Raw genomic sequence first — 21062 nt, 5'->3', positions numbered from 1 at the left:
CCGCGAAATGCCTCGAGTTGGTGTGTTCAGACGAGGTTCAAACACTGCCATCCGAACCCGCAACGCGGATCAGGCTCCGGCTCTGATCAGGTCGGTTACCCCGTTGATCACGGCATCGACGGCAACCGCTGCAAGCACCATGCCCATAACCCGGCTGACAATCGCCGCGCCGCCATTGCCGATCACGCGCAGGATCGGCGAGGCCAACAACATGCATGCCAGCGCGACCGCAACAACGCACACCATGACGGTGCCGGTGACGATCTGTTCCTGGACGCTGAAGCGGTTGTTGTCGGTGAGCAGGACAATGGCGAGCATGGCGCCGGGTGACGCCAGCGACGGCACCGCCAGCGGAAACACCGCAACGGTATGCGCGTCCGCCAGCTTCTTCGCCTCTTCGGTCTCGGCTTCAGGCTTGGAAGTGTCGAAAATCATGGTCAGGGCGAACAGGAACAGGATCAGGCCGCCCGCGATCTGGAAGGCCGGAAGGCTGATATCGAGCGCCTCGAGCAGGAACTGCCCGGCGACCAGGAAAAACAGCAGCACGCAGGCCGCGATCAAGGCGGCCCGGATTGCGGTCTTCACGCGTTCGGAAGACGACATGCTGGCGGTAATTGCCACGAAAACAGGGATCGTACCGATAGGATCGATAACCACCCACAGCGTTACAAATTGCTCGAAAATCCCTATCATCGCCCTACTTTCATTGTTTCCTCGCCCGCGCGCTGCATTTTGCAAGGACATAGGCGTCAGATAGTGACCGGCAGGTCATCTCCCCCGCCTGTCACCGGATCTCTGATCCTACGGCGAAAATATTTCTCACCCATGAACGCATGCATCTTGAATTTGCCATCGCGCGCCGTCACATCATCGCCGTTGCGCTCGAATCCAGCAGCGCCTTTTTCGGACAAACAATGATGTCGCACACTGCGCCACACCCTGCATCGGCCACTTCCACCGAGAGCATCGCCATGCCTGCCCCCAAGACCAAATTCATCGCATTCCTCACCGCCATCGGCGCCATTGTGCTGATCGGTTCGGAAATCTGGCTCGCTGCCCTGTCGACGATATGGGCCGTTGACGGGTTCTTTGACCTGGCTGCGCTTGGAGACCTGATCATGATCGCCCTGATTGCGCCAATTGCGCTGTGGGCGACATGGATGACGGCAAAGCTCGCCATATCGGCCGAGATGAACCCCGAAAACGCCGACTGACCTGGCTTCGCCAATCTGTCATTGTGCTTGCTGGTACAGCCCCGCGCCGGAAGGTTCGTTCCCGCGCGCCGTAGCTGTGCGTTTTCACGCAGGGCGCCAAACGAAGGAAAAGCCTGATGCTATGGAGTCTCGCCTCACTTGCCGCCGGACTTGCGCTGCTGACCCTGGGGGCCGACTACCTGGTGCGCGGGGCGATCTCCTTTGCCAACCGGATGGGCATGCCGCCGCTGCTCATCGGGCTGACCGTGGTGGGCTTCGGCACCTCGATGCCCGAACTGCTGGTGTCGCTGCAGGCAGCACTCGACGGCTCACCGGCGATTGCCGTGGGCAACGTGGTCGGCTCCAACATTGCCAATATCCTGCTTATCCTGGGCACCGCCGCCGTGATCTCGCCGATCGCGGCACAGATCCCCAATCTCAAGCGCGACATGATGATGATGCTGCTGGCAGCCATCATCATGCTGGGCCTTGGCTACTGGGGTGTTGTCAATTTCTGGCTTGGCCTGGTCATGTTCATCCTGCTGGCGGCGTTCCTTGCTCGCGTCACCCACACCGACCGCCACCGCATGACAGCCGAGGAAGAAGAACTGGTGGTCAAGCTTGCGGGCTGGAAGGAAGCCGTCTTCATGGCCGGCGGGCTGGCCGGGCTGTTCCTGGGCGCCAACCTGCTGATCGATGCGGCCACGGCGATTGCGCGTGAGTTCGGCATTTCCGAGGCGGTGATCGGACTGACAATTGTCGCCGTGGGCACCAGCCTGCCCGAACTTGCAACCTCGGTGGTTGCGGCTTTCCGCCGCCATGCCGAAATAGCGCTCGGCAATGTTGTCGGCTCCAACATTTTCAACATCCTGGGCATTCTCGGCATCACAGCCGTGGTGACGCCTGTCCCGGTTGAACCGTCGATGGCGGCTTTCGACATTCCTTTCATGCTGGCTGTATCCATCGCCCTGATTGGCTTGATCCTGACCGCCGGGCGGATCGGCCGGGGCGCCGGCATTGCGATGCTCGCGATCTATACGGGCTATGTGGCCTGGCTGTTCTGATAAGGTCAAAGCGACAGCAAGCCGGCTGTTTGGCGACAAGCCGGGTTGCGCACCGGAATCCCGCCGGTATTGTGCGCGCAACTTACCAGCCAAGGGATACGACGCATGAAAATGAACCGGCTCGGCCGCACGGAGATGATGGTCAGCGAAATCTGTCTCGGCACCATGACCTGGGGCGAACAGAACACCGAGGCAGACGCCCATGAACAGATGGATTACGCGCTGACCCAGGGGATCAATTTCTTCGATACCGCCGAAATGTACCCGACCCAGCCGACACGGGCCGAAACGCAAGGCCGCACCGAGGAGTATATCGGAAGCTGGTTCCGCGCGTCTGGCAAGCGCGATGACGTCATCCTCGCCACCAAGATGGGCGGCGACGGGGTCAAATGGATCCGCGATGGTCAGGGCTTCACCCGGGCCTCGGTGATGCAGGCCGTCGATGGCAATTTGAAGCGGCTCGGCGTTGATCATATCGACCTCTACCAGCTGCACTGGCCCAACCGTGGCTCCTACCATTTCCGCAAGCACTGGGCGTTTGATGCCAGCACGCAGGACAAGACGACTACGGTCGACGACATTCACGAGACACTCGAGGGCCTGGGCGACGCGGTCAAGGCCGGCAAGATCCGTGCTGTCGGCCTTTCCAACGAAAGCGCCTGGGGCACGATGCAGTTCGTCCGGCTGGCCGAAGAGCATGGTTTGCCGCGCGTCGCCTCGATCCAGAACGAGTACAATCTGATCTGCCGGATGTTCGATACCGACCTCGCCGAAGTGGCGCATCACGAGGATGTCGGATTGCTGGCGTTTTCACCGCTGGCAGCCGGGATTCTCACAGGCAAATACCAAGGCGGCAAGATACCGGAAGGCTCCCGCCGTACCAAGGTGGAAAATCTCGGCGGGCGCTGGGGGCCGGAAGCGGAAGCCGCAGCCCAGGCCTATCTCGATGTTGCCGGCAAGCACGGGCTCGACCCGTCGCAAATGGCCATCGCCTTCTGCATGACGCGTCCGTTCATGACCTCGACCATCATCGGCGCGACAACGATGGACCAGCTCAAGACAGCGATCGGATCGAAAGACGTGACATTGTCCGATGCTGTTCTCGACGACATCGCCGCAGCCCGGCGGGCACATCCGCTGCCGATCTGAACACAAATGCAGTGCGGGACTGCCAGGTTGCAGTCCCGTCATTTTAAAGCCTGTCCCGGTCCCGCTGCCGATCTGGCGGGACTACATCCCGTCGAGCACTTCCTTTTTGTCTTTGTAAGACTTCTTGCTCACCTCCCGGATTCCCTGGAATTTCCGGATCGCCTTTTTGCACCCCCTGACGGTGCGGCCGCAATCTACTCTTTTGCCCTTGCCTACATCGGCATAGACGACGATCATGGCATCCGGATCGTCTTTCACCGCCACACCTTCCTTCGAGCTGCGTGACAGCTCGAAAATCCTGTAGGTTTTTCCATTCAAGGTGATCGGCTGCAGCTCTTTTTGGTGCGCGCCCCTGAATTCACTCCACTGGCCGTCCTTCGCACATCCCTGGGTCATTCCTGCAATCAGGCAAACCAAACCGACTATTCTGATCATCGCGTCACCGCCTCTGTTGTTGTGGACCGAAATACTGGTCCACCGGCGCCAGCGAGTAATCATCAGATGTGATGATCCGCCGACGCCCAGCCGTGGCGGATGCAGCGATCAAACGGTCACCCGGGCTGGTGAAATTTGCGCAGAAGATCCAGCTGACCGCGGCTGCCGGTCTTTTCGAGCAGCCGGCGCATGTGGGTCCGCGCCGTATTGACCGATACGCCCTGTCCCCGCGCATGATCGACCACGCTCAGACCGGCGGCCAGGCTTGCCAGCAGCCGCTGTTCCGCCGGCGTTATGCCGTGGCGGTCCGTAAACGCCTTGATATCTGTCTGCTGCGCGCGGCCGGCTGTGCGCAAGCGGTTGGCGACATCAACAACGGTCCTGTCGGGAAGATGGGAAACGATCTCGCGCACCCGGGCAAGCTGCGCGGGGTCCTGATCAAGGTCGAACAGACCGCTGTCGACAACCTGCTGCGGCAGGTCGATGCGTGTCCGATCGGCAAGCTCGCGATCGACTGCCGGCCTGCCGTCCGGCTCGTTCGGGTCTTTGTCGGATCGTTTTGTCATCATCCTGCCCCTGCCCTGTTGCAGGTTCAAATCCCGGCGGTGCGCGATCAAAAGCCCGGCAAAACGGCTGATCATTGCGCATTGGCTCCAACGGGGGGTATCCTGCCGGTCAGCGCCAAGGCAAGAGGATGGCACAAACCATGACAGCCGCCAAATCCGGCTTTCTGCACACCTATACGGACCAAAGACTTGCCGTCCTGGAAGCCGCGGATCTGGCACGCCGCTACTCGGCCAAAGCCGGGTGGGTCCGCGACCGGATCGACCGTCTGCTGGCCCGACTGGAAAACCGGTTCATCGAACGGACCCTGATCTTCCGGCTGAAGACCGCGCTCAACAAGACCGGCAGCCTTGCCGCCGCCGAAAGCCACGTCGCCTGGATGCGGGGCGCCTATGCAAGCGGTGCGATGGAGACACTGCCGAGTTTCGTGCCAAGCGGACTGGGCCTTGGTCCGCACCAGCCGCAGACATCACCGAACGATGCAGGTGATGAGCAGAAACACCGGACGAAAAACCGGCCTATTCTGCTGTATGTTGCGGGCGGCGGTTTCATCATGCCGCCTTCGCGCAAGCAGAAGACCATGGTCCAGCGGCTCGCCGAAGCAATCAATTGCGAGATCATGATGGTGCCGCACAGGCTGGCGCCCGAACACCCGTTTCCGGCAGCACCGGCGGATTTCGCCGCGCATTACCTAGGGCTTCTGGAGGACGGGCACCGGCCGGAGAACATCTTCCTTGCCGCAGACACTGCAGGCGCCTCGATTGTGCTGGGCGCGCTTCAGATGCTGCGCAAGGACGGCGCCGATCTGCCCGCCGGCACGATCCTGTTTGCGCCCTGGTGCGACCTCAGCCTGAGCGGCTGGTCCTACATCACCCGCAGCATGTCTTCACAGAGTCCGTTTCGAATGGAAACGGCGGCGTTCTGCGCACGGCTCTATCTGCAGGACGAGCCGGTCACGTCTCCTGTGGCTTCGCCGATTTTTGCCGACCAGACCGGCTGGCCACCGATCCTGATCCATACCAGCGAGAACGATCTGCATTTTGACGACGCAATCCGCATGGCTGAAAACGGTCAGAAGCACGGATGCGACGTCAGGATCAACTATTGGGATTCTCCACGGCATCACCTGGAGCGGCTGTCGTCAGAAGCGGCGGCGCAGTCGTTCCGCGAAGTCAATGCCTTCATCAATCGCCACTGGCGGCCTGGAACAGCCTGACGCCGCTCCATGATGACAGTGCACAGGAGGCCTCAAACAGCGGGGCCGGTTACCGGGTCTTCGAGGTGGCCGGTCTTGATGTAGATGGTTGCAGCCTCCGGCGCCGACAACGTCACCGCCATCCCTGCCGGGAACCGAGCCCAGCCGCCCTCGGGCAGCATTTGCCGCTCGAACTGGAGCTTGCCGTCAAGGACATAGATCTCGACGCCGCCAATCTCTTCCGGCAAGCCAATGCTGCCACCGTTGGTGAAACGCAGCATGGAGACCTTCTCGGACTTGAACCGGTGCAACTGCAGCCGCTCCATACCCTGCCCGATTGCCTGCCAGTCCGCATTTGCCGTGTCGACCACCACCGGCGCGGTATCGCCGTCCTGAAATTGCCAGAGCTTGACCAGAATAACGCAGCCGTCGCGGCTGCCCGGCGCGTGACTGGTGCCCACCGGATTGCGAACATAGGTGCCGGGGCCGTAATCGCCGTGCTGGTCGGAGAAGACACCCTCGACAACGAGGAATTCCTCGCCACCGGAGTGCGTGTGGCTGGGAAAATCCGAGCCCTGAGCATAGCGAACCAGGCTCGTCGCCCGCGCAACCTCGCCGCCAATCCGGTCGAGCGGCTTGCGGTCAACGCCGCCGGAGGGAGATGCAATCCAGTCGATGGCCTGGGTGTCGACCAGTTCAATCCTTGAAAAGTCGGTCCGGATTGCTGTTGGCGTTGTCATTGGAAATTCCTCATCGATCAATCGACATGCGTGGACCAACAGATGGCGCGCCCGCACAGGACTGTCAATTGCGGGCGGCCGCGTCGCGCGTGGCGGTTTTCCTCCGGCCGATCAACCGGTGCCTAAGCCATCGGGATCAATCACCAAAACGGCAATTTGACCGGCTTCAACCAATCGCCTTGGCTGACTCGTCGCTGTCGGGTTCTTCTGCAGCCAGCAATTTGAGCAGCAGAAGATGAACGTCTTCAATCGGTTGCGGACGTCCGTACAGGTAGCCCTGGGCGATGTGACAGCCGCTGTTGCGCAGGATCTCGTCCTGATCGGAGCTCTCGACGCCCTCGGCAACAACCTTCATGCCCAACTCGGTGGCCAGATCGACCACGGATTCGACGATCGACAGTGCGCGCGGATCATCTCCGAGATCGTCAACGAAGCTCTTGTCGATCTTCAACTCGTCCCAATCGAACTGTCTGAGATAGGACAGCGCCGAATAGCCGGTTCCAAAATCGTCGAGCGCAATCGATATGCCGAGACTTTTCAGCTCGTTGAGAGTCCGGGCGGCCAATTCAGGCTCGGACATCATCACCGATTCGGTCACTTCAAGCGTCAGCCGGTGCGCAGGAAACCCTGTGCTTGCGAGCACACCGGAAACCATCCCGATAACATCGTCGCGCAACATCTGGCCGACCGAAAGATTGACCGAGACGCGCATCTTATCGGGAAATTCCCTGGCTTGGGCGCAGGCGGTTGTCAGGATGCAGCGCCCCAGTTCGACAATCTGCGACGAGGTTTCGGCGATCGGGATGAATTCGTTCGGCCCGATCCAGCCCAGCTCCGGATGGTTCCAGCGTGCCAAGGCCTCAAACCCGACCACCTGGCCCGTCCTGATATCGACCTGCGGCTGATAGAACGGGAAGATTTCGCCGTTGCCGAGCGCGGTTTTCAGATCGATTTCGAGGCGGCCACGCCGTTCGAAGTCCTGGCGCATCGAAGGATCGAAGGTCACCACGATGCCCTTGCCCTGCGCCTTGGCATTGCTGAGCGCCAGATCCGCATCGAGCAACGGGTTGGAGGCAGAATCCCCGGCGCGGTCAAGCAGGGACAGGCCGATGGTGGCGCCGATGGCGACGGTACTGCGCTGGACCAGGTAAGGCCGGCTCAGTTCGGCCAGGATCCGTGCGGCAATGTCCCGGTGCCGGCTAACGGCGGCCTTGCCCTGCAAGAGCACGACAAATTCATCGCCGCCAAAGCGGGAAACGATGTTGCCGTGACCGAGCTTGTCCACCAGCTTCCTGAGCCGGGCAGAAACCTCGATCAGCAGGTCATCGCCAGCCGAATGGCCGAGCAAGTCATTAACCGCCTTGAACCCGTCGAGATCGATCGCGAACACCGCGAGCATGTTGCTGTCGTGGTCGGTGGCCTCCATGGCGGCGTCGAATTCTCCCTTGAAGGCAAGCCGGTTGGGAAGTCCGGTCAGGCCATCATGATGGGCAAGGTCGGAAAATCCTGCCGCAGATTCGCGGGCGGCGCGATGGGCGCGTACGAGCGATCTGTTCTGGTACATCATCACCATCAACAGCAGCGCGCCGGCACCAATCAGGCCGAAGGACAGGTACTGCTGCACACGCTGTTCCTCGATCAGTTGATCGCGAATTGCGGCATTGACCGTTACGGTGTGGGTGTGGGCGTCGGTGCCGATACGATCGAGGATCGGGACGATCAGATCTATCTTCTTTTGAAGACGCGCCAGAACCTCGGGGTCGTCGATCCTGGCAAACGCTGTTTTGGCATCGCGGAACTCGGCGTGGGCCCTGTCAAACATGGCCCGGCGCGCGGGCGAGTCATCAAGGTACTCGCCAAACACACCGGTGTTCCAGTTCTCCAGCCGGCCCTCGACGATCTGGCTGTAGAGATACACCTGGTCGGCATCTTCCGCACTGCCACTTTCCAGGTACTTGGCGACCCGGAGCTGCAACTCCAGAATTTCTATCCGGCCCGCCGAGCCGGTCCACGTCACATCGTAACGGGCCGAGCGAAAAGCGGAATCCTCCGTCGAAGCCACAAGACCAATGTGAATCCAGCCAATGGCGCCAAGCCCGATCAGGCTGGCGATGGCGAACAGATTGAATGTGGAGGTGGGGAGCCGCATGGATGCCGGATCTTTTGCGTCTTGATCTATTCGATGATGATGCTGCGGACCTGCCAGGCAGACCGGGCGTGGTAGATTTCGTTGTTGAGTTCCGGCTTGTCATCGAAGGGATAGATCACGAACAAGGGCCCCTTCTTGCTGATCGGCATGGGTTCGCCATTCCTGCGGCTTGCAAGGATGACGCCATGATCGACGAAGTCGGAAACCGGGATTTCGGTCCGGTACTTGTTGAGCGCCATGATCGCTGCGGTCTCGCCATCGGCGCCGACGGCCTGCATCAAAGCAGCCAGCGACACGCCTTCATAGGTGACGGCTACCGGTTCCCAGGTGGAGCTCGTGGTAATACTGGTGGTGCCCAACGCCTCCAGTTCCTCAAGCGTAAAGTCCACCGCTTCACCATTGGTCACCTTACCGGAGACGGTCAGCACCACCTTGCCGGAATCTGCGGCCTGAACCGGGATTGCACAAAACACCAGCGTCATGCCGACAAGCAGGGTCTTCAACACTGAGGACATGGGGTTTTCCTTCCGTTGCAGAGATCAAACCGGAGGAATTGCCAGTCTGTCGCTCAATTCATATTTAGTATTTCATAATATAAGCAGACAGATGAAACCGGCGTTAAACGGATAAATCAAAATTTACCGGTACTAAATCGGGGTCAAACCGGCAGGTCAGATCACGCCCAAAGGCCGGTTTTGCGGTTGGAGAGCTTGCAGACCTTGCGGTTACACGTTGGTTCGCCTTCCAGACCATTTCCGGCGCATCTGTTGCGCCTAAGCCCGCCAGGCGGGAAACAGAGCCCGGTTCAGGCGATTCCTTACCAATATCGAATGGCATTCCAGGTGCAAAACACATGACAAGGGGACGGTCGGCCGACTTATCAAAGCCAGGGTTTCAGGCAGGCAGGTTTTGGCCTTCCGGCTCCATCCTCCTCCGGCAATTACCTCCAAGAGATCCCGGCGACGAAATGGCTTTCAGGGTTTGCGGGATGCTTCGCTCTTGCAATGCAGCGAAAACGGCGTATAAGCGCGCTTGTTCGAACACCCGGTCATCTGGCTGGTGGCTGAACGGAGGGTGCGATCCTTCAGGATCCTAGGGGCACAAGCGCTCCGGCCTCCCGTGTCTCCGCTCACGACCGTCTCGATACCACGTCTTTCTTGCCCGGCCCAAATGGCCGCCAGGACAAGTCGCTGGGGCTTAGCGCCGGATCCGGGTGATGTTAAAGCAAGAAAGGCAAGTCAATCATGGCTCTTTATGAACATGTATTCCTTGCCCGGCAGGATGTCTCCAGCCAGCAGGTCGAAGCCCTCGTAGAACAGTACAAGGGTGTGATCGAAGCTAATGGCGGCAAAGTCGGGCGCATTGAACACTGGGGCCTCAAGTCCCTCACCTACCGCATCAACAAGAACCGCAAGGCGCATTATGCGCTGATGGACATTGATGCCCCTTCGGACGCCGTGAAGGAAATGGAGCGCCAGATGCGCTTCAACGAAGACATTCTTCGCTTCATGACCGTTTCTGTTGACGCCCATGAAGAAGGCCCGTCGGCCATGCTTCAGAAGCGTGAACGTGATGACCGTCCGCGTGGCGGCGATCGTGACCGTGGCGACCGCGGTGATCGTGGCGACCGTGGCCCGCGCCGTCCGCGCGAAGACCGCGAATAGGAGATTAGAGCAATGGTTGATATCAATCAGATCCCGACGCGCCGTCCGTTCAATCGCCGCCGCAAGACCTGCCCGTTCTCGGGTGCGAATGCGCCGAAGATCGACTACAAGGACGTCCGCCTGCTGCAGCGCTACATTTCCGAGCGCGGCAAGATCGTTCCTTCCCGCATCACGGCTGTGAGCCAGAAGAAGCAGCGCGAACTCGCCCGGGCGATCAAGCGTGCACGTTTCCTCGGCCTTCTGCCTTACGTGCTGAAGTAGAATATTACCGGATCCGGCGTTCAGGCGCCGGGTCCATTTCCCATCCCGCGACGGGCGCGGGGTCTGGGCCGCCAAAATCCCGGGTTGGGGCGTTTTGCCTCTAACTGCTTGAAGCAGGACAGCGACGAATGACACAGCAAAGCACATCGCTCCTTGTGGGCCTGCTTGCCGGCGTTTCCGCCGCGTTCCTGCTTGTCAGCGCCGGATCTCCTTCCAGCCTTTCCTTCATGCTGTTTGCCGCCGCGGCGCTTCCGATCCTGATTGCCGGCCTCGGCTGGTCCAATCTGGCCTCGATTGTCGCCGTTGCCTGCGCCATGGCCGTGATCGGCTTTGCGACCACACCGCAGGCCGCGCTGGTTTCCGCCGTTACCACGCTCGCCCCTGCCGCATGGATCGCCCATCTTTCGAACCTGGCACGTCCAGCCGAGGAAATCGGGGGGCCCGAGGGCGCGGTCGCCTGGTATCCGCTCTCCGACATCTTCGTCAACATCGCGTTTTGCGTCTGCATCGGCCTGATCGCCGTGGGGCTGGCGATGGGATACGGCGCGGAATTCGTCAGCGAGCTGGTCGACGTGTTTGTCGCCACCATCAAGGACGGCAACCCCGCCTACGAGCCTACAGCCGAGGGCACTGCGGACATGAAGCAGTTTTTCCTCTACGCCCTGCCCGCGATCCAGGCCGCGATGTGGGTGCTGATCCTGCTTGCCGGCTGGTACATCGCCTCGGCCATCGTGCGCATGTCGGGCCGCTCCAAGCGCCCCAGGGACGACATCCCCTCACAGCTGAGGATGCCGCGCATGGGTGCCGTCGCACTCGCCGCCGGCGTGGCCATGAGTTTCATTGAAGGCGGCGTCGGCCTGGTCGGCTGGACCATCTGCGGTGCTTTCGGCATCGGCTTCGTGGTCGCCGGCTTTGCCATCGCGCACCACCGCACACGGGGCAAACCGGCACGCGGCCTGCTGCTGTGGGCCGCCTATCTGGCGACCATCATCTTCACGCTGCCACTGGCATTTTTCCTGTTCCTCGGACTGTTCGACACAGCCCGCACACTCACGGTGACCGGTTCCGGTCCCAACTCCAATCACTGACAACCTCCTCGAAAGGATATCAACATGGACGTCATTCTTCTTGAACGCATCGCCAAGCTCGGCCAGATGGGCGACACCGTAAAGGTTCGCGATGGCTACGCCCGCAACTACCTGCTGCCGCAGGGCAAGGCACTGCGCGCCAACGCAGCCAACAAGACCCGTTTCGAGGCCGAGCGCGCTGTGCTTGAAGCCCGCAACCTCGAGCGCAAGTCGGAAGCCGAACAGATCGCCGAAAAGCTCGACGGCAAGACCTTCGTCGTCGTTCGTTCGGCTGGCGAAACCGGCCAGCTTTACGGTTCGGTTGCCGCTCGCGACGTGATCCAGGTGCTCGCCGACAACGGCTTCAACATCGGTCGCAGCCAGGTGGACATGAACAACCCGGTCAAGACCATCGGCCTGCACACCGTGCCGCTGGCACTGCATGCCGACGTCAGCGTGACGGTCACCTTCAACGTGGCACGTTCGGCTGATGAAGCCGAACGCCAGCTCAAGGGCGAAGACCTGTCGTCGGCCGATGCGATCTACGGCATCGACGAGGAAGCCGCTGCGGAAGCCGAAGAAGCCGCCGCCAACGATCCGGACTACCTGGATGATGAAGACGGCGAAGAAAACGCCTGATTTCGCTGTCATCTGACCGCAATCGAAAGACGCCCGGGATGTGCTCAACATCCCGGGCGTCTTTGCATGCATAAACGACTTGTTTCAGACGAGGATCACCGGCGCCAGCCCGCCGCCCGGGGTGCGGAAATTCGTGGTCTGCCCGGAATACATCCGCGCCACCGGAAACAGCGGTTTTCCGGCATAGGCATAGAGCCGGACATCAAACTTGAGCCGCATGGCCACGCCGTCGACCATCAGGCCGCGATCGGGCGGCGGAACGACATTCTGGGCGACATAATCGCCATCCAGGATGTTCTGCCAGACCTGCTTCGTCAGCTTGTCGCCACGATAGGCCGCACGGCTGCCAAAGCCGCCCGACGGTTTGAAGAACATCGATTTGCGGGCTTTCCATGCGGCTTCCCGATCCATAGCGGCAACCGCGCGGGTCAGCGGAATCATCGCACGGACATCCTCACTCACCGCGCCGGCTTCACGATCATCGCCACCCAGAAGCACGAGATTGCGCTTGTCGGCATACAGCGCATGGTGACGCGGCGACGGCGATATCACGGCAGCGTTCTCGACATAGGCCTGCCGCAGCGCCCGGCTCCGGGTGGCTTCAAGCCTGAAATCGGTCAGGCGGTTGTAGACCATGTCGATGATATCGTCGCCGTTACGCAATCTGCCATCGCGGAACTCAAGCGCCGCAGCATCGGCAATAATGGTGCGAATTCCGTGCGCGTTGAGCAGTTCGGCAGCGAGCAGCATGTCGGGGTAGAGATACTGGCTTTCGGGATCATCATCGACAATGGCCAGTGTGCCTAGCCGTTCACCCGGCCTGGCGCTGTTCCATTCTTCCACGAACATCGACACCAGCAAGTCATCGAGCCTGGCCTCACTGAAATCCGCCTGCTCTTGCGAAGCCCCCATACACCCCGAGCCCACGTCGGCAAACTGCTTGGCGAGAAATGCCGCACCGGCATTGGTGTTGATTTCGATCAGCCGCGGTCCGTCCGGCGAGATATGGAAATCAAAGCCCATCAGCACGCTGCTGCTTTCACGCTGACGCGTCAGGTCAAGGTCCGGATCGCGGGCATGAATGGCTGCCTCGTAGGATCTTGCAGCAGCGCTTTGGGCCACCGCCTCCACGAGCCTTGTCATTTGCCGGTAGTGATCGCGCGACAGGAACACGGCAGTGCCGGCATAGAGTCCCGGACGGGCGGTCAGAAGGCCCTCCAGCCCGAGACCTCGACTGCCCCCGGCAACGCGGGCGCGGCGCGTTTCCGCGTCAAACGGAAGGCAATGGCAGGAGCTGTTGATCGCCGCGACAGTCGCGGTATCGCAGCATCCGGCCTGCCCGGCACGGGTCAGCATGAGCATGCCCTCTGCACCGTCCGGCGCAGGCCTTCATCTCCGGCACAACAATCGTGCATGATGAAGGCGAACAGGACGCCAAGGGTTTCGAATTCGGCACGGTAGATCATCTGCTTTCCCTCGCGGCGGGCGCGGACAAGCTCTGCGTCGGCCATCAATTGCAACTGGGCGGAAACGGTTTTCACATTCTGCCCGATCGCTCCGGCCAATGCGCTCACCGACGATCCGCCTTCACCGGCCTGCACCAGTGTCTGCAACAGCAGCAAGCGCCCTTCATGGGCAAGGACCGAAAGAATTCTGACTGCGGTGTTGGTTTCCATCGTTCTCTTATTCCATGGAATGTCAGAATAAACAAGATGCTCCTGCAAACCGGCATGCGGCATCGTGGACCGCACTGGCCCGGCCCCTTCCCAGCCCTTCGCGCATCGGATAGAAATATCCCGATGGCAAGCACGGCACTTGAAATGGACACGGCGGAGCTCGCAGCGCTTTTGCATTTTTATGCCGAAGGCGGTGTCGACGACTTGTGCGAAGACGCGGCCATCGACCGGTTTGAACAATCGGCGAAAATACTCCAGTCACGCAGCCGGTCCCAGCCGCAGCCCGCCGCTGCCGCGCCAGCCGCAAGCGGCCAGAATTCCACCGGCAAACCGCCGCTTGCCGGGATGAGCGATGGACGCAAGAACGTCCCGCAACCGCTCGGACCGGCGCCGCAGGCCTCGCAACTGACGATACCCGGAGTCGCGGCGTTCGAGGATGCCCGGGCGCTGGCCGCAAGCGCCAGCACGATTGCCGAGCTGCGTGCGGCACTTGACGGATTTACCGGCTGCAACCTGCGCCACAGCGCCAAGACGCTTGTTTTTGCCGACGGAAACCCGGAGGCCGACGTGATGTTCATCGGCGAGGCGCCGGGCCGCGAGGAGGATCTTCAGGGCATGCCGTTTGTCGGCCGCGCCGGACAATTGCTCGACCGGATGCTGGCGGCCATCGGGCTGAGCCGCGAAACCGCCTATATCACCAACATGATTCCCTGGCGGCCACCCGGCAACCGCACCCCGGCCGCCCATGAAATCGAGCTTTGCCGCCCCTTTATCGAACGCCACATTGCGCTGGCGGAACCGAAGGTGCTGGTGATGCTCGGCAATGTCGCAAGCAAGTCTCTGCTGGACACGGACAAGGGGATCCTGTCGCTGCGCGGCACCTGGATGAGCCGCAAGATCGGCGAGCGGGAAATCCCCGCCATCCCGACGCTGCATCCGGCCTACCTTTTGCGCAATCCTGCGCAAAAGCGTCTCGCCTGGGCGGATTTCCTGTCGCTGCAGGAGCGGCTCGAACAGCTCAAGAGCGACTGACAGACCGTCCGGATCCGGACGGCGATTGAAGAAATATTTTCACCACGTCGCAATCGGGCCTTGCCGTCGCATTCGGGTGTGACAAAGTTAATTCAAGAATCACATTTGCAATCAGGTCTGCAAGATCCGGATAGGCCGGACTTTGGCAGACCGCGCTCCGTTGGTAGGGAGAGCCGCCATGATCCAGTCCGTTCGATCGGTGGCGTCGTTGCTGCTTTCGACGTTTTTTCTGCTGACCGCGATGGGGCTGTCGGGGTACCTGATTCCGGTCAGGGCCGTGGCCGAAGGCTGGTCGACCTTTGCGATTTCACTGATTGCGACCGGCTACGCCATTGCCTTTACCGCCAGCTGCATCATCACCCCGAGACTGGTGCTCAAGGTTGGTCATGTGCGGGTGTTTGGCGCGCTGACGACACTCATGGCCATGTCTTACCTGCTGCATACGCTGGTGGTGGATCCTACCGTGTGGGTGCTGACGCGGGCCATGGCCGGCTTTTCGATCGCCGGCGCCTACATGATCATCGAAAGCTGGCTCAACGAGAAGGTCAGCAACGAAAACCGCGGAGCGCTGTTTTCCGTCTACATGATGGTCAGCATGTCGGCGGTGATGGTCGGGCAGTACATCGTTCCCTTCGGCGATCCGAGCGGGCCGACATTGTTCATGCTGTGCACGCTGATCTGTTCGATGGCGGTGATGCCGACGCTGCTGTCGAGCGCGCAATCGCCGCAGCCGCTGACCCAGGTCAAATTCGATGTTCCCGCACTTTACCGCCGTTCTCCGGCGGCGGTGATCGGAACCCTGCTCGCAGGCGTGATTGCCAGCGCATGGGGCGGGCTCGGGCCTGTCTACGCGACACAGCTGGGGCTTTCGACAGCCGAGGGTGCTACCATGCTGGCCATTGCGATGGTCGGCGGGGCGATTTTCCAGTATCCGCTGGGCCGCATATCCGACCGAATGGACCGCCGCAGGGTGATGATCTTTGCCGGCATCATCGGTGTCCTCGCCTGCACAATTACCGTAAGCTTCGGCGTCGACAACCGGATCATCTTCTTTGCCGGCATGCTGTTCTTGGGAACCGTGCTGCTGCCGATCTACTCGCTCAATGTCGCGCATGCCAACGACCATGCCGAACCCGATGAGTTCGTCGAAGTTTCCAGCGGACTGATGATCACCTACGGCGTTGCCACCATGATCGGGCCGCTGATCACCGGTGGGGCGATGGACTGGTTCGGGCCGCACGCCCTGTTCGTGGTGATCGCCATCTGTTTTGCCGCCTATTCCGGCCATGCCGCCTGGCGCATCAGCCGCCGTGAGCAGCCCTCCGAAGAGATGCGGTCGAACTTCCTGCCGATGGCGGCAATGCCCGACCTGACGCCGCAGACAGCCGAGCTCGACCCGCGCTCCGACCCGGCCTGGGGAGAACAGAGTGACGAAGAAGAAGAAGAAGAAACGGCTGCGTAGTCACTGAAGGGGAATTGTGCCAGATATGAGCGCTGCGGAATGCCGGATTTTCAACCGGTCGCACGCACCGAAATGCTTACTGGGTTTGGGATATGGCTTCACAAAGGTCCGACGAGACGGCGCTTGGTGTGCTGCGCCGTCCCTTCTTCGTCAATTGGCCAAGACTAGTCGATCAGAGTCAGTATGCAACTGGCATTGTACTGGTTCCATGACAGCAAGCCGAACACCAGTTCGGTATCGGCGCCCGACCCCCAGTTCGAATATTCCCCGTCGGTGAAATAGCAGGCCCAGCTATGGTTGACATGCTGGACGACGGTGTCTGCGTCTTGTCCCGACGTATCACCCCGCGACGCCCGCCAGTTGCGAAGCGTGTTGTTGTAGTAGAACAGAAACTCGCGTGAAGCGGTTCTCCGCTTGCCGTCCCAGTCGTACATGCCGATACGGACCTGACATCCGTCGATGTCGCCACAAAGTTCCTCGATCACCCGTACCGGAATCGGAATGGTGGTACCCCTGCTGCTCTTGGGGGCATAAAAGGTCACCCGGCCAGGTTGTGACGCCGCTTCGTTCATTTCCATGAACTCGCGGTCAGCATCGGAATCGGACTGAGCCTCCATTTCCTGCATTGCCTCGGGAGGATCGATGACTTGCGCGGAAACCGCACTTGAGAACAAGAGAGTAAACGCTGTCACCGTCATGGTGAAAAATCCGAGATTCTTCATCGTGTATTCCTTTCCATATGTGGATTTGAAGTTCTTCCATCGGTTGTAGCGCTACAGATAAATACTACCATTGCGATATATTTTTGTATACCGCAACCTGTGGTTTATAATTGTCGTACATTGAAACCGGTCGGGGCAAACAAAATGCAAGCCGATCAATCCAGCGAACGCCGTGCCTTGAATCCCAGCAAGGAAGGAACGGAACGATGAATTGGATGTGCTTCCAGAGGATCGGAACTGCCGGTTCAGCCCTGAGGGGTCACCAGCTTGCGCTGGGCCTTGCGCTCCAGGCCGAGCCTGTGCTCGCGCAGGATCACGAACAGCCCCGCCCCGACCACGATCGTGGTGCCCACAAGCATGGACCAGGTGGGCACATCGCCGAAGACGAAGTAGCCGATGAGAATGCCGAGCACGATCGAGGTGTATTCGAACGGCGCAATCGTCGACACATCGGCATGGCGGTAACTCTGGGTCAGCAGGATCTGCCCGAGCCCGCCGCAAAAGCCGGCCATCGCCAGGAGGCTGACAGTCTGCCAGTCCGGCAGGATCCAGCCGAACGGCAATGTGCCGAGCGAAAGCACCGTCGCCGTCAGCGAGAAATAGAGTACGATTGTCGGGGTCTTTTCGGTCAGCACCAGTTTGCGGACCAGGATCATCGCGGTGGCAGCAAGACCGGCAGAGGCCAGCACCGCAGCCGCGCCAAGCGCCTCGCTGGAGCCGAATCCGTCCCCAAACAGGCTCAACCGCGGCCAGGTGATGATGAGGACGCCCCCAAGACCGACGGCGACCGCCGACCACCGGAAAACACGCACGGTTTCGCCGAGGAAAAGCGCCGCGAACACCACCGCCAGCAGCGGCATTGCATAGCCAATGGCAATCGCATCAGGCAGCGGCAGCCGCATGATGCCGTAAAAACTCAAGCCCATGGCGCTGACGCCGACCAGGCCGCGCAAGAAGTGCGACAGCGGATTTGCCGTGCGCCAGGCGGTATCGAGCTGCCCCCGCAATGACAGGAAAGCCAGGATCGGCCAAATCGCAAACGCCGAGCGGAAAAACACGATCTGGCCGGCGGGCATGCCGTCGGCGGAGGCCTTGATCAGCGTCGACATGGTGACAAGGACGGCGACCGAAGTGACCTTGAGCATAATCCCGATCAACGGCGATCCGGCCTGTCCATCACCAGCCTGGCCGCCACCGGCTTGCTCTGGCGCTGTCTGGCTGGGAGTGGTTGGCGGAGCTTCTGTCACCTGGCTTCTTTCATCGTCGAATTGCTGAAATGCGGCTGTCCAAAGTTCACAGATGGCACATTGCAGTGACCATAACCTGACAGGCGGGCATCGTCCGATCAATAATGCTGATGATCGCCCGCGTCGCGCTGATGGCTGCGGGCGATCACCTAAAGGCGGTTCAACCGTTCAGGGCGTCCCAGATGCGCTCAGGCGTGGCCGGCATCTCGATGTGGCGAACGCCACGGGCGCGGTAGAGCGCGTCGACAAGCGCGTTCATCACCGCCGGACAGGCCCCGATCGTGCCTGCCTCGCCGGCGCCCTTGATTCCCATGGCATTGGTGGTGGAGGGAACGTTTCGGGTTTCGAAATCGAAGAACGGCATGTCCTCGGCGCGGGGGACGGCGTAATCCATCAAGCTTGCGGTCAGCAGTTGCCCATCCTCGGAATAGACGACGCCTTCGCTCAGGCACTGGGCAACGCCCTGGACAACCCCGCCATGGATCTGGCCAAGCAGCAGCACCGGATTTACCGTTAGGCCGAAATCGTCGACAATCGTGTAGCGGACGATTTCGACATGACCGGTATCGGGATCGATCTCGATTTCACAGACATGGGTTCCATTGGGATAGGTGGCCTCGTCCTGAACCACATCGGCAACCCCAGTGCGGTCCTCATCTGACTTCGCAGCCTTTGCCATGTCGGCGTAGCTGATCACCCGGTCGGTGCCGACGATCCGTGCCGAACCATCAACCAGCTCGATATCTGCGGCCGAGGCTTCGAGCTCATCGGCGGCCAGTTTCTTCATCTTCTCAGCCAGCACCTTCGAGGCAGCGGAGACGGAAACCCCGCCGAGCGGGATCGAGCGCGAACCGCCGGTACCGCCGCCCTTTGCAAGCTCGGCGGTATCGCCCTGCCGCACGGTGATCTTGTCGAAATCGATGCCGATCTGGTCGGCGACGAACTGGCTGTAGGCGGTGGCATGGCCCTGCCCGTTGGTCTGGGTGCCGATGTAAAGCGTGATGCCGCCATCGGCATCGAGTGTCAGCCTGGCCGGTTCTGATCCGGCAAAGGCGCACGCCTCGATATAGACCGCCGTGCCGAGGCCGCGCAGCTTGCCGCGGGAAGCGGCCTCCTTGATCCGTTCGGGGAAACCGGCCGCATCGGCCTTTTCCAGAGCGCGGGTCATGTGCCCGTCGAATTCGCCGACGTCATAGTTGCGGCCGCCGGGCGTGTGATAGGGGAACTGTTCGGGTCGGATGAAATTCCGCCGCCGGAGTTCGGCCACCGGCAGGCCGATTTCGCGGGCCGCGGCATCGATCAGCCGCTCGATCAGGAAAGCCGCCTCCGGCCGTCCGGCGCCGCGGTAGGCGTCAACCGGCGTGGTGTGGGTATAGACGCCGCGCAGCTTGAAATCGAGATTCTGGATGTCGTAGACACCGGTGGCCATCGAGGCGCCGAAAACCGGAATGAAGGGGCCGAACTGGCTCAGATAGGCGCCCATATTGGCAAGCAGATCGATCTTTAATCCGAGAATCCGACCCTCCTTGTCCGTGGCCAGCGAAGCGGTGACCTTGTTGTCGCGCCCATGGGCATCGGCGAGAAAGTGCTCGGTGCGGTCGGACACCCATTTGACCGGGCGGTTGAGCCGCCGCGCGGCCTCCAGCGACAGCGGATACTCCCGGTAGTTGAACGTCTTGGTGCCGAAACCGCCGCCGACGTCGCGGGTGATCACCCGGAAATCCTCCAGATCCATCCGGAAGATGTCCTTGGCGAGGGTCTTTCGAATGCCGTGAACGCCCTGGGACCCGAGCGTCAGGGTAAACTTTTTGGCTTCACTGTCCCATTCGGCCAGACAGGCGCGGGGTTCCAGGAAATTGGAAACAAGCCGGTTGTTGATGAAGTCGATGGTGGTGATGTGATCGGCCGCGGCGAAGGCCTGATCGGTCTTTTCCGTATCGCCGATGCGATAGAGAAAGGCCTGATTGGTGCCGAGATCCGGCCAGACCAGCGGACGGTCGGCATCGAGCGCCGACGACAGGTCGGCCTGGGCCTCGCCGATCTGCCAGTCTATTTCGATCAGTTCGGAGGCTTCCTGCGCCTGTGCGAGACTGTCGGCAACGATGAAGGCAACCGCATCGCCGACATGGCGGACTTCGCCGTCGCACAGAAGCGGAATGTGTTTCTGGGCATGACGGGTTCCGTCGGGCTGCTTGAGAGTCACCTGGTTGGTCACCGGCCCGAGATGGGCCACGTCGCTCGCGGTCAAGACCAGATGTACGCCGTCTGCCGCGCGTGCGGCTTCAACATCGATGATTTCAAACCGGGCAGCGGCGTAGGCGGAGCGGAGCACATATCCGCGCAATTCGCCTTCGGCCCGTACATCGTCGGTGAAACTCCCCTCGCCCTTGATCAGCTTGAGGTCTTCCTTGCGCAACGCCGAAGCGCCCACGCCGAATTTAGGTGTCGCGATATTCATGGCATTTCCCGGTAGTGGATTGGATTTGGTGATCGCGGGCGCGAGTCCGTTACCATAATTAGCCCGGGAGCCAGGAATGTCGAGTGCTGGTTTTCGCACCCCTGACTGACGGCCGGACTTTCCGCAGGGTTCGCCCACCGGTTCGCCGGACCAACAAAAGCATTGCCAATTGCACCAATTGTTTTCGCGGAGGCATCACTGCGGGTGTGGATGCAGGGAAAAGTCACGACACCGTTCCAGCCACCTGATGAATTGGTGGACTTCCATCGTAGTCCACCCAAACTCTATTTCTGATTGAAGACACCTTCAGGCTACAAAAGCTCAGTCATCACAATATTTTTCTCC

At 60.8% G+C, this 21062-nt stretch carries 21 protein-coding genes; 10 read left to right on the top strand and 11 right to left on the bottom strand.

Annotation, left to right across the window (positions count from 1 at the left end):
* Positions 1-69 precede the first annotated feature (69 nt).
* Entirely contained in the window at positions 70-693 is a 624-nt protein-coding gene (locus tag WNY80_RS12970) for a MarC family protein (protein ID WP_342887800.1), read from the bottom strand.
* 140 nt (positions 694-833) lie between these two features.
* On the opposite strand from WNY80_RS12970, the gene WNY80_RS12965 reads away from it, so the two are divergent.
* From WNY80_RS12965 to WNY80_RS12955, 3 genes are all read left to right on the top strand, one after another.
* Entirely contained in the window at positions 834-1214 is a 381-nt protein-coding gene (locus tag WNY80_RS12965; protein ID WP_342887799.1) for a hypothetical protein, read from the top strand.
* 116 nt (positions 1215-1330) lie between these two features.
* On the top strand, positions 1331-2257 hold the full coding sequence (locus WNY80_RS12960) for a calcium/sodium antiporter (RefSeq protein ID WP_342887798.1): 927 nt from the start codon (positions 1331-1333) through the stop codon (positions 2255-2257).
* Between the two features lie 105 nt (positions 2258-2362).
* Positions 2363-3406 (top strand): aldo/keto reductase, encoded by a 1044-nt coding sequence (locus WNY80_RS12955; RefSeq protein ID WP_342887797.1) that lies wholly within the window; start codon positions 2363-2365, stop codon positions 3404-3406.
* Positions 3407-3487: 81 nt separating this feature from the next.
* Here WNY80_RS12955 and WNY80_RS12950 read toward each other — a convergent pair whose 3' ends face one another.
* Both WNY80_RS12950 and WNY80_RS12945 read right to left on the bottom strand, forming a co-directional pair.
* Entirely contained in the window at positions 3488-3841 is a 354-nt protein-coding gene (locus tag WNY80_RS12950) for a hypothetical protein (RefSeq protein WP_342887796.1), read from the bottom strand.
* 116 nt (positions 3842-3957) lie between these two features.
* The gene (locus WNY80_RS12945) at positions 3958-4407 is read right to left on the bottom strand and encodes a helix-turn-helix transcriptional regulator (protein WP_342887795.1); all 450 of its coding nucleotides are present in this window, start codon (positions 4405-4407) and stop codon (positions 3958-3960) included.
* A gap of 140 nt (positions 4408-4547) precedes the next feature.
* Between WNY80_RS12945 and WNY80_RS12940 the strand changes: the two genes are divergently transcribed.
* Positions 4548-5621 (top strand): alpha/beta hydrolase, encoded by a 1074-nt coding sequence (locus tag WNY80_RS12940; protein ID WP_342887794.1) that lies wholly within the window; start codon positions 4548-4550, stop codon positions 5619-5621.
* 32 nt (positions 5622-5653) lie between these two features.
* On the opposite strand, the gene WNY80_RS12935 is transcribed toward WNY80_RS12940, so the two are convergent.
* The 3 genes from WNY80_RS12935 to WNY80_RS12925 all read right to left on the bottom strand — a co-directional run bounded on the left by WNY80_RS12935 (position 5654) and on the right by WNY80_RS12925 (position 9004).
* Entirely contained in the window at positions 5654-6340 is a 687-nt protein-coding gene (locus tag WNY80_RS12935; protein WP_342887793.1) for a cupin domain-containing protein, read from the bottom strand.
* A 166-nt stretch (positions 6341-6506) separates the two neighbouring features.
* Complete coding sequence (locus tag WNY80_RS12930; protein WP_342887792.1) at positions 6507-8489, bottom strand: EAL domain-containing protein; 1983 nt, start codon at positions 8487-8489, stop codon at positions 6507-6509.
* A 26-nt stretch (positions 8490-8515) separates the two neighbouring features.
* Positions 8516-9004, bottom strand: coding sequence for a molybdopterin-dependent oxidoreductase (locus tag WNY80_RS12925; RefSeq protein WP_342887791.1), 489 nt, complete (start codon positions 9002-9004; stop codon positions 8516-8518).
* 729 nt (positions 9005-9733) lie between these two features.
* Between WNY80_RS12925 and rpsF the strand changes: the two genes are divergently transcribed.
* The 4 genes from rpsF (at position 9734) to rplI (ending at position 12120) form a co-directional block, all read left to right on the top strand.
* Positions 9734-10153 carry a 30S ribosomal protein S6 gene (gene rpsF, locus WNY80_RS12920; RefSeq protein ID WP_342887790.1) on the top strand — a complete coding sequence of 140 codons (420 nt, stop codon included), beginning with the start codon at positions 9734-9736 and terminating at the stop codon, positions 10151-10153.
* Between the two features lie 12 nt (positions 10154-10165).
* Positions 10166-10414 (top strand): 30S ribosomal protein S18, encoded by a 249-nt coding sequence (gene rpsR / locus WNY80_RS12915; protein ID WP_342887789.1) that lies wholly within the window; start codon positions 10166-10168, stop codon positions 10412-10414.
* Positions 10415-10542: 128 nt separating this feature from the next.
* Positions 10543-11502 carry a DUF2232 domain-containing protein gene (locus WNY80_RS12910; protein ID WP_342887788.1) on the top strand — a complete coding sequence of 320 codons (960 nt, stop codon included), beginning with the start codon at positions 10543-10545 and terminating at the stop codon, positions 11500-11502.
* Between the two features lie 24 nt (positions 11503-11526).
* Positions 11527-12120, top strand: a complete 594-nt coding sequence (rplI, locus tag WNY80_RS12905) for a 50S ribosomal protein L9 (protein ID WP_342887787.1) — start codon at positions 11527-11529, stop codon at positions 12118-12120.
* An 84-nt stretch (positions 12121-12204) separates the two neighbouring features.
* Here the strand turns inward: rplI and WNY80_RS12900 are convergent, their stop codons facing one another.
* On the bottom strand, positions 12205-13482 hold the full coding sequence (locus WNY80_RS12900; protein ID WP_342887786.1) for a hypothetical protein: 1278 nt from the start codon (positions 13480-13482) through the stop codon (positions 12205-12207).
* Positions 13470-13796 (bottom strand): metalloregulator ArsR/SmtB family transcription factor, encoded by a 327-nt coding sequence (locus WNY80_RS12895; RefSeq protein ID WP_342887785.1) that lies wholly within the window; start codon positions 13794-13796, stop codon positions 13470-13472. Before WNY80_RS12895 ends, WNY80_RS12900 begins: the two co-directional genes overlap by 13 nt.
* 123 nt (positions 13797-13919) lie before the next feature.
* Between WNY80_RS12895 and WNY80_RS12890 the strand changes: the two genes are divergently transcribed.
* Together WNY80_RS12890 and WNY80_RS12885 are read left to right on the top strand one after the other, a co-directional pair.
* The gene (locus tag WNY80_RS12890; RefSeq protein ID WP_342887784.1) at positions 13920-14828 is read left to right on the top strand and encodes a uracil-DNA glycosylase; all 909 of its coding nucleotides are present in this window, start codon (positions 13920-13922) and stop codon (positions 14826-14828) included.
* Between the two features lie 178 nt (positions 14829-15006).
* Positions 15007-16290, top strand: coding sequence for an MFS transporter (locus WNY80_RS12885; RefSeq protein WP_342887783.1), 1284 nt, complete (start codon positions 15007-15009; stop codon positions 16288-16290).
* Positions 16291-16454: 164 nt separating this feature from the next.
* On the opposite strand, the gene WNY80_RS12880 is transcribed toward WNY80_RS12885, so the two are convergent.
* From WNY80_RS12880 to WNY80_RS12870, 3 genes are all read right to left on the bottom strand, one after another.
* Positions 16455-17012: a hypothetical protein gene (locus WNY80_RS12880; protein ID WP_342887782.1), complete on the bottom strand. Its 558-nt coding sequence runs from the start codon at positions 17010-17012 to the stop codon at positions 16455-16457.
* 245 nt (positions 17013-17257) lie between these two features.
* The gene (locus WNY80_RS12875; RefSeq protein ID WP_342887997.1) at positions 17258-18157 is read right to left on the bottom strand and encodes a DMT family transporter; all 900 of its coding nucleotides are present in this window, start codon (positions 18155-18157) and stop codon (positions 17258-17260) included.
* Positions 18158-18419: 262 nt separating this feature from the next.
* Positions 18420-20717 carry a xanthine dehydrogenase family protein molybdopterin-binding subunit gene (locus WNY80_RS12870; RefSeq protein ID WP_342887781.1) on the bottom strand — a complete coding sequence of 766 codons (2298 nt, stop codon included), beginning with the start codon at positions 20715-20717 and terminating at the stop codon, positions 18420-18422.
* Positions 20718-21062 lie beyond the last annotated feature (345 nt).

The organism is Hoeflea sp. AS16, from assembly GCF_038900095.1.
GTDB lineage: Bacteria > Pseudomonadota > Alphaproteobacteria > Rhizobiales > Rhizobiaceae > Hoeflea.
The sequence above is the reverse complement of the archived record's forward strand: the minus strand, read 5'-3'. Positions and strand labels throughout refer to the sequence as shown.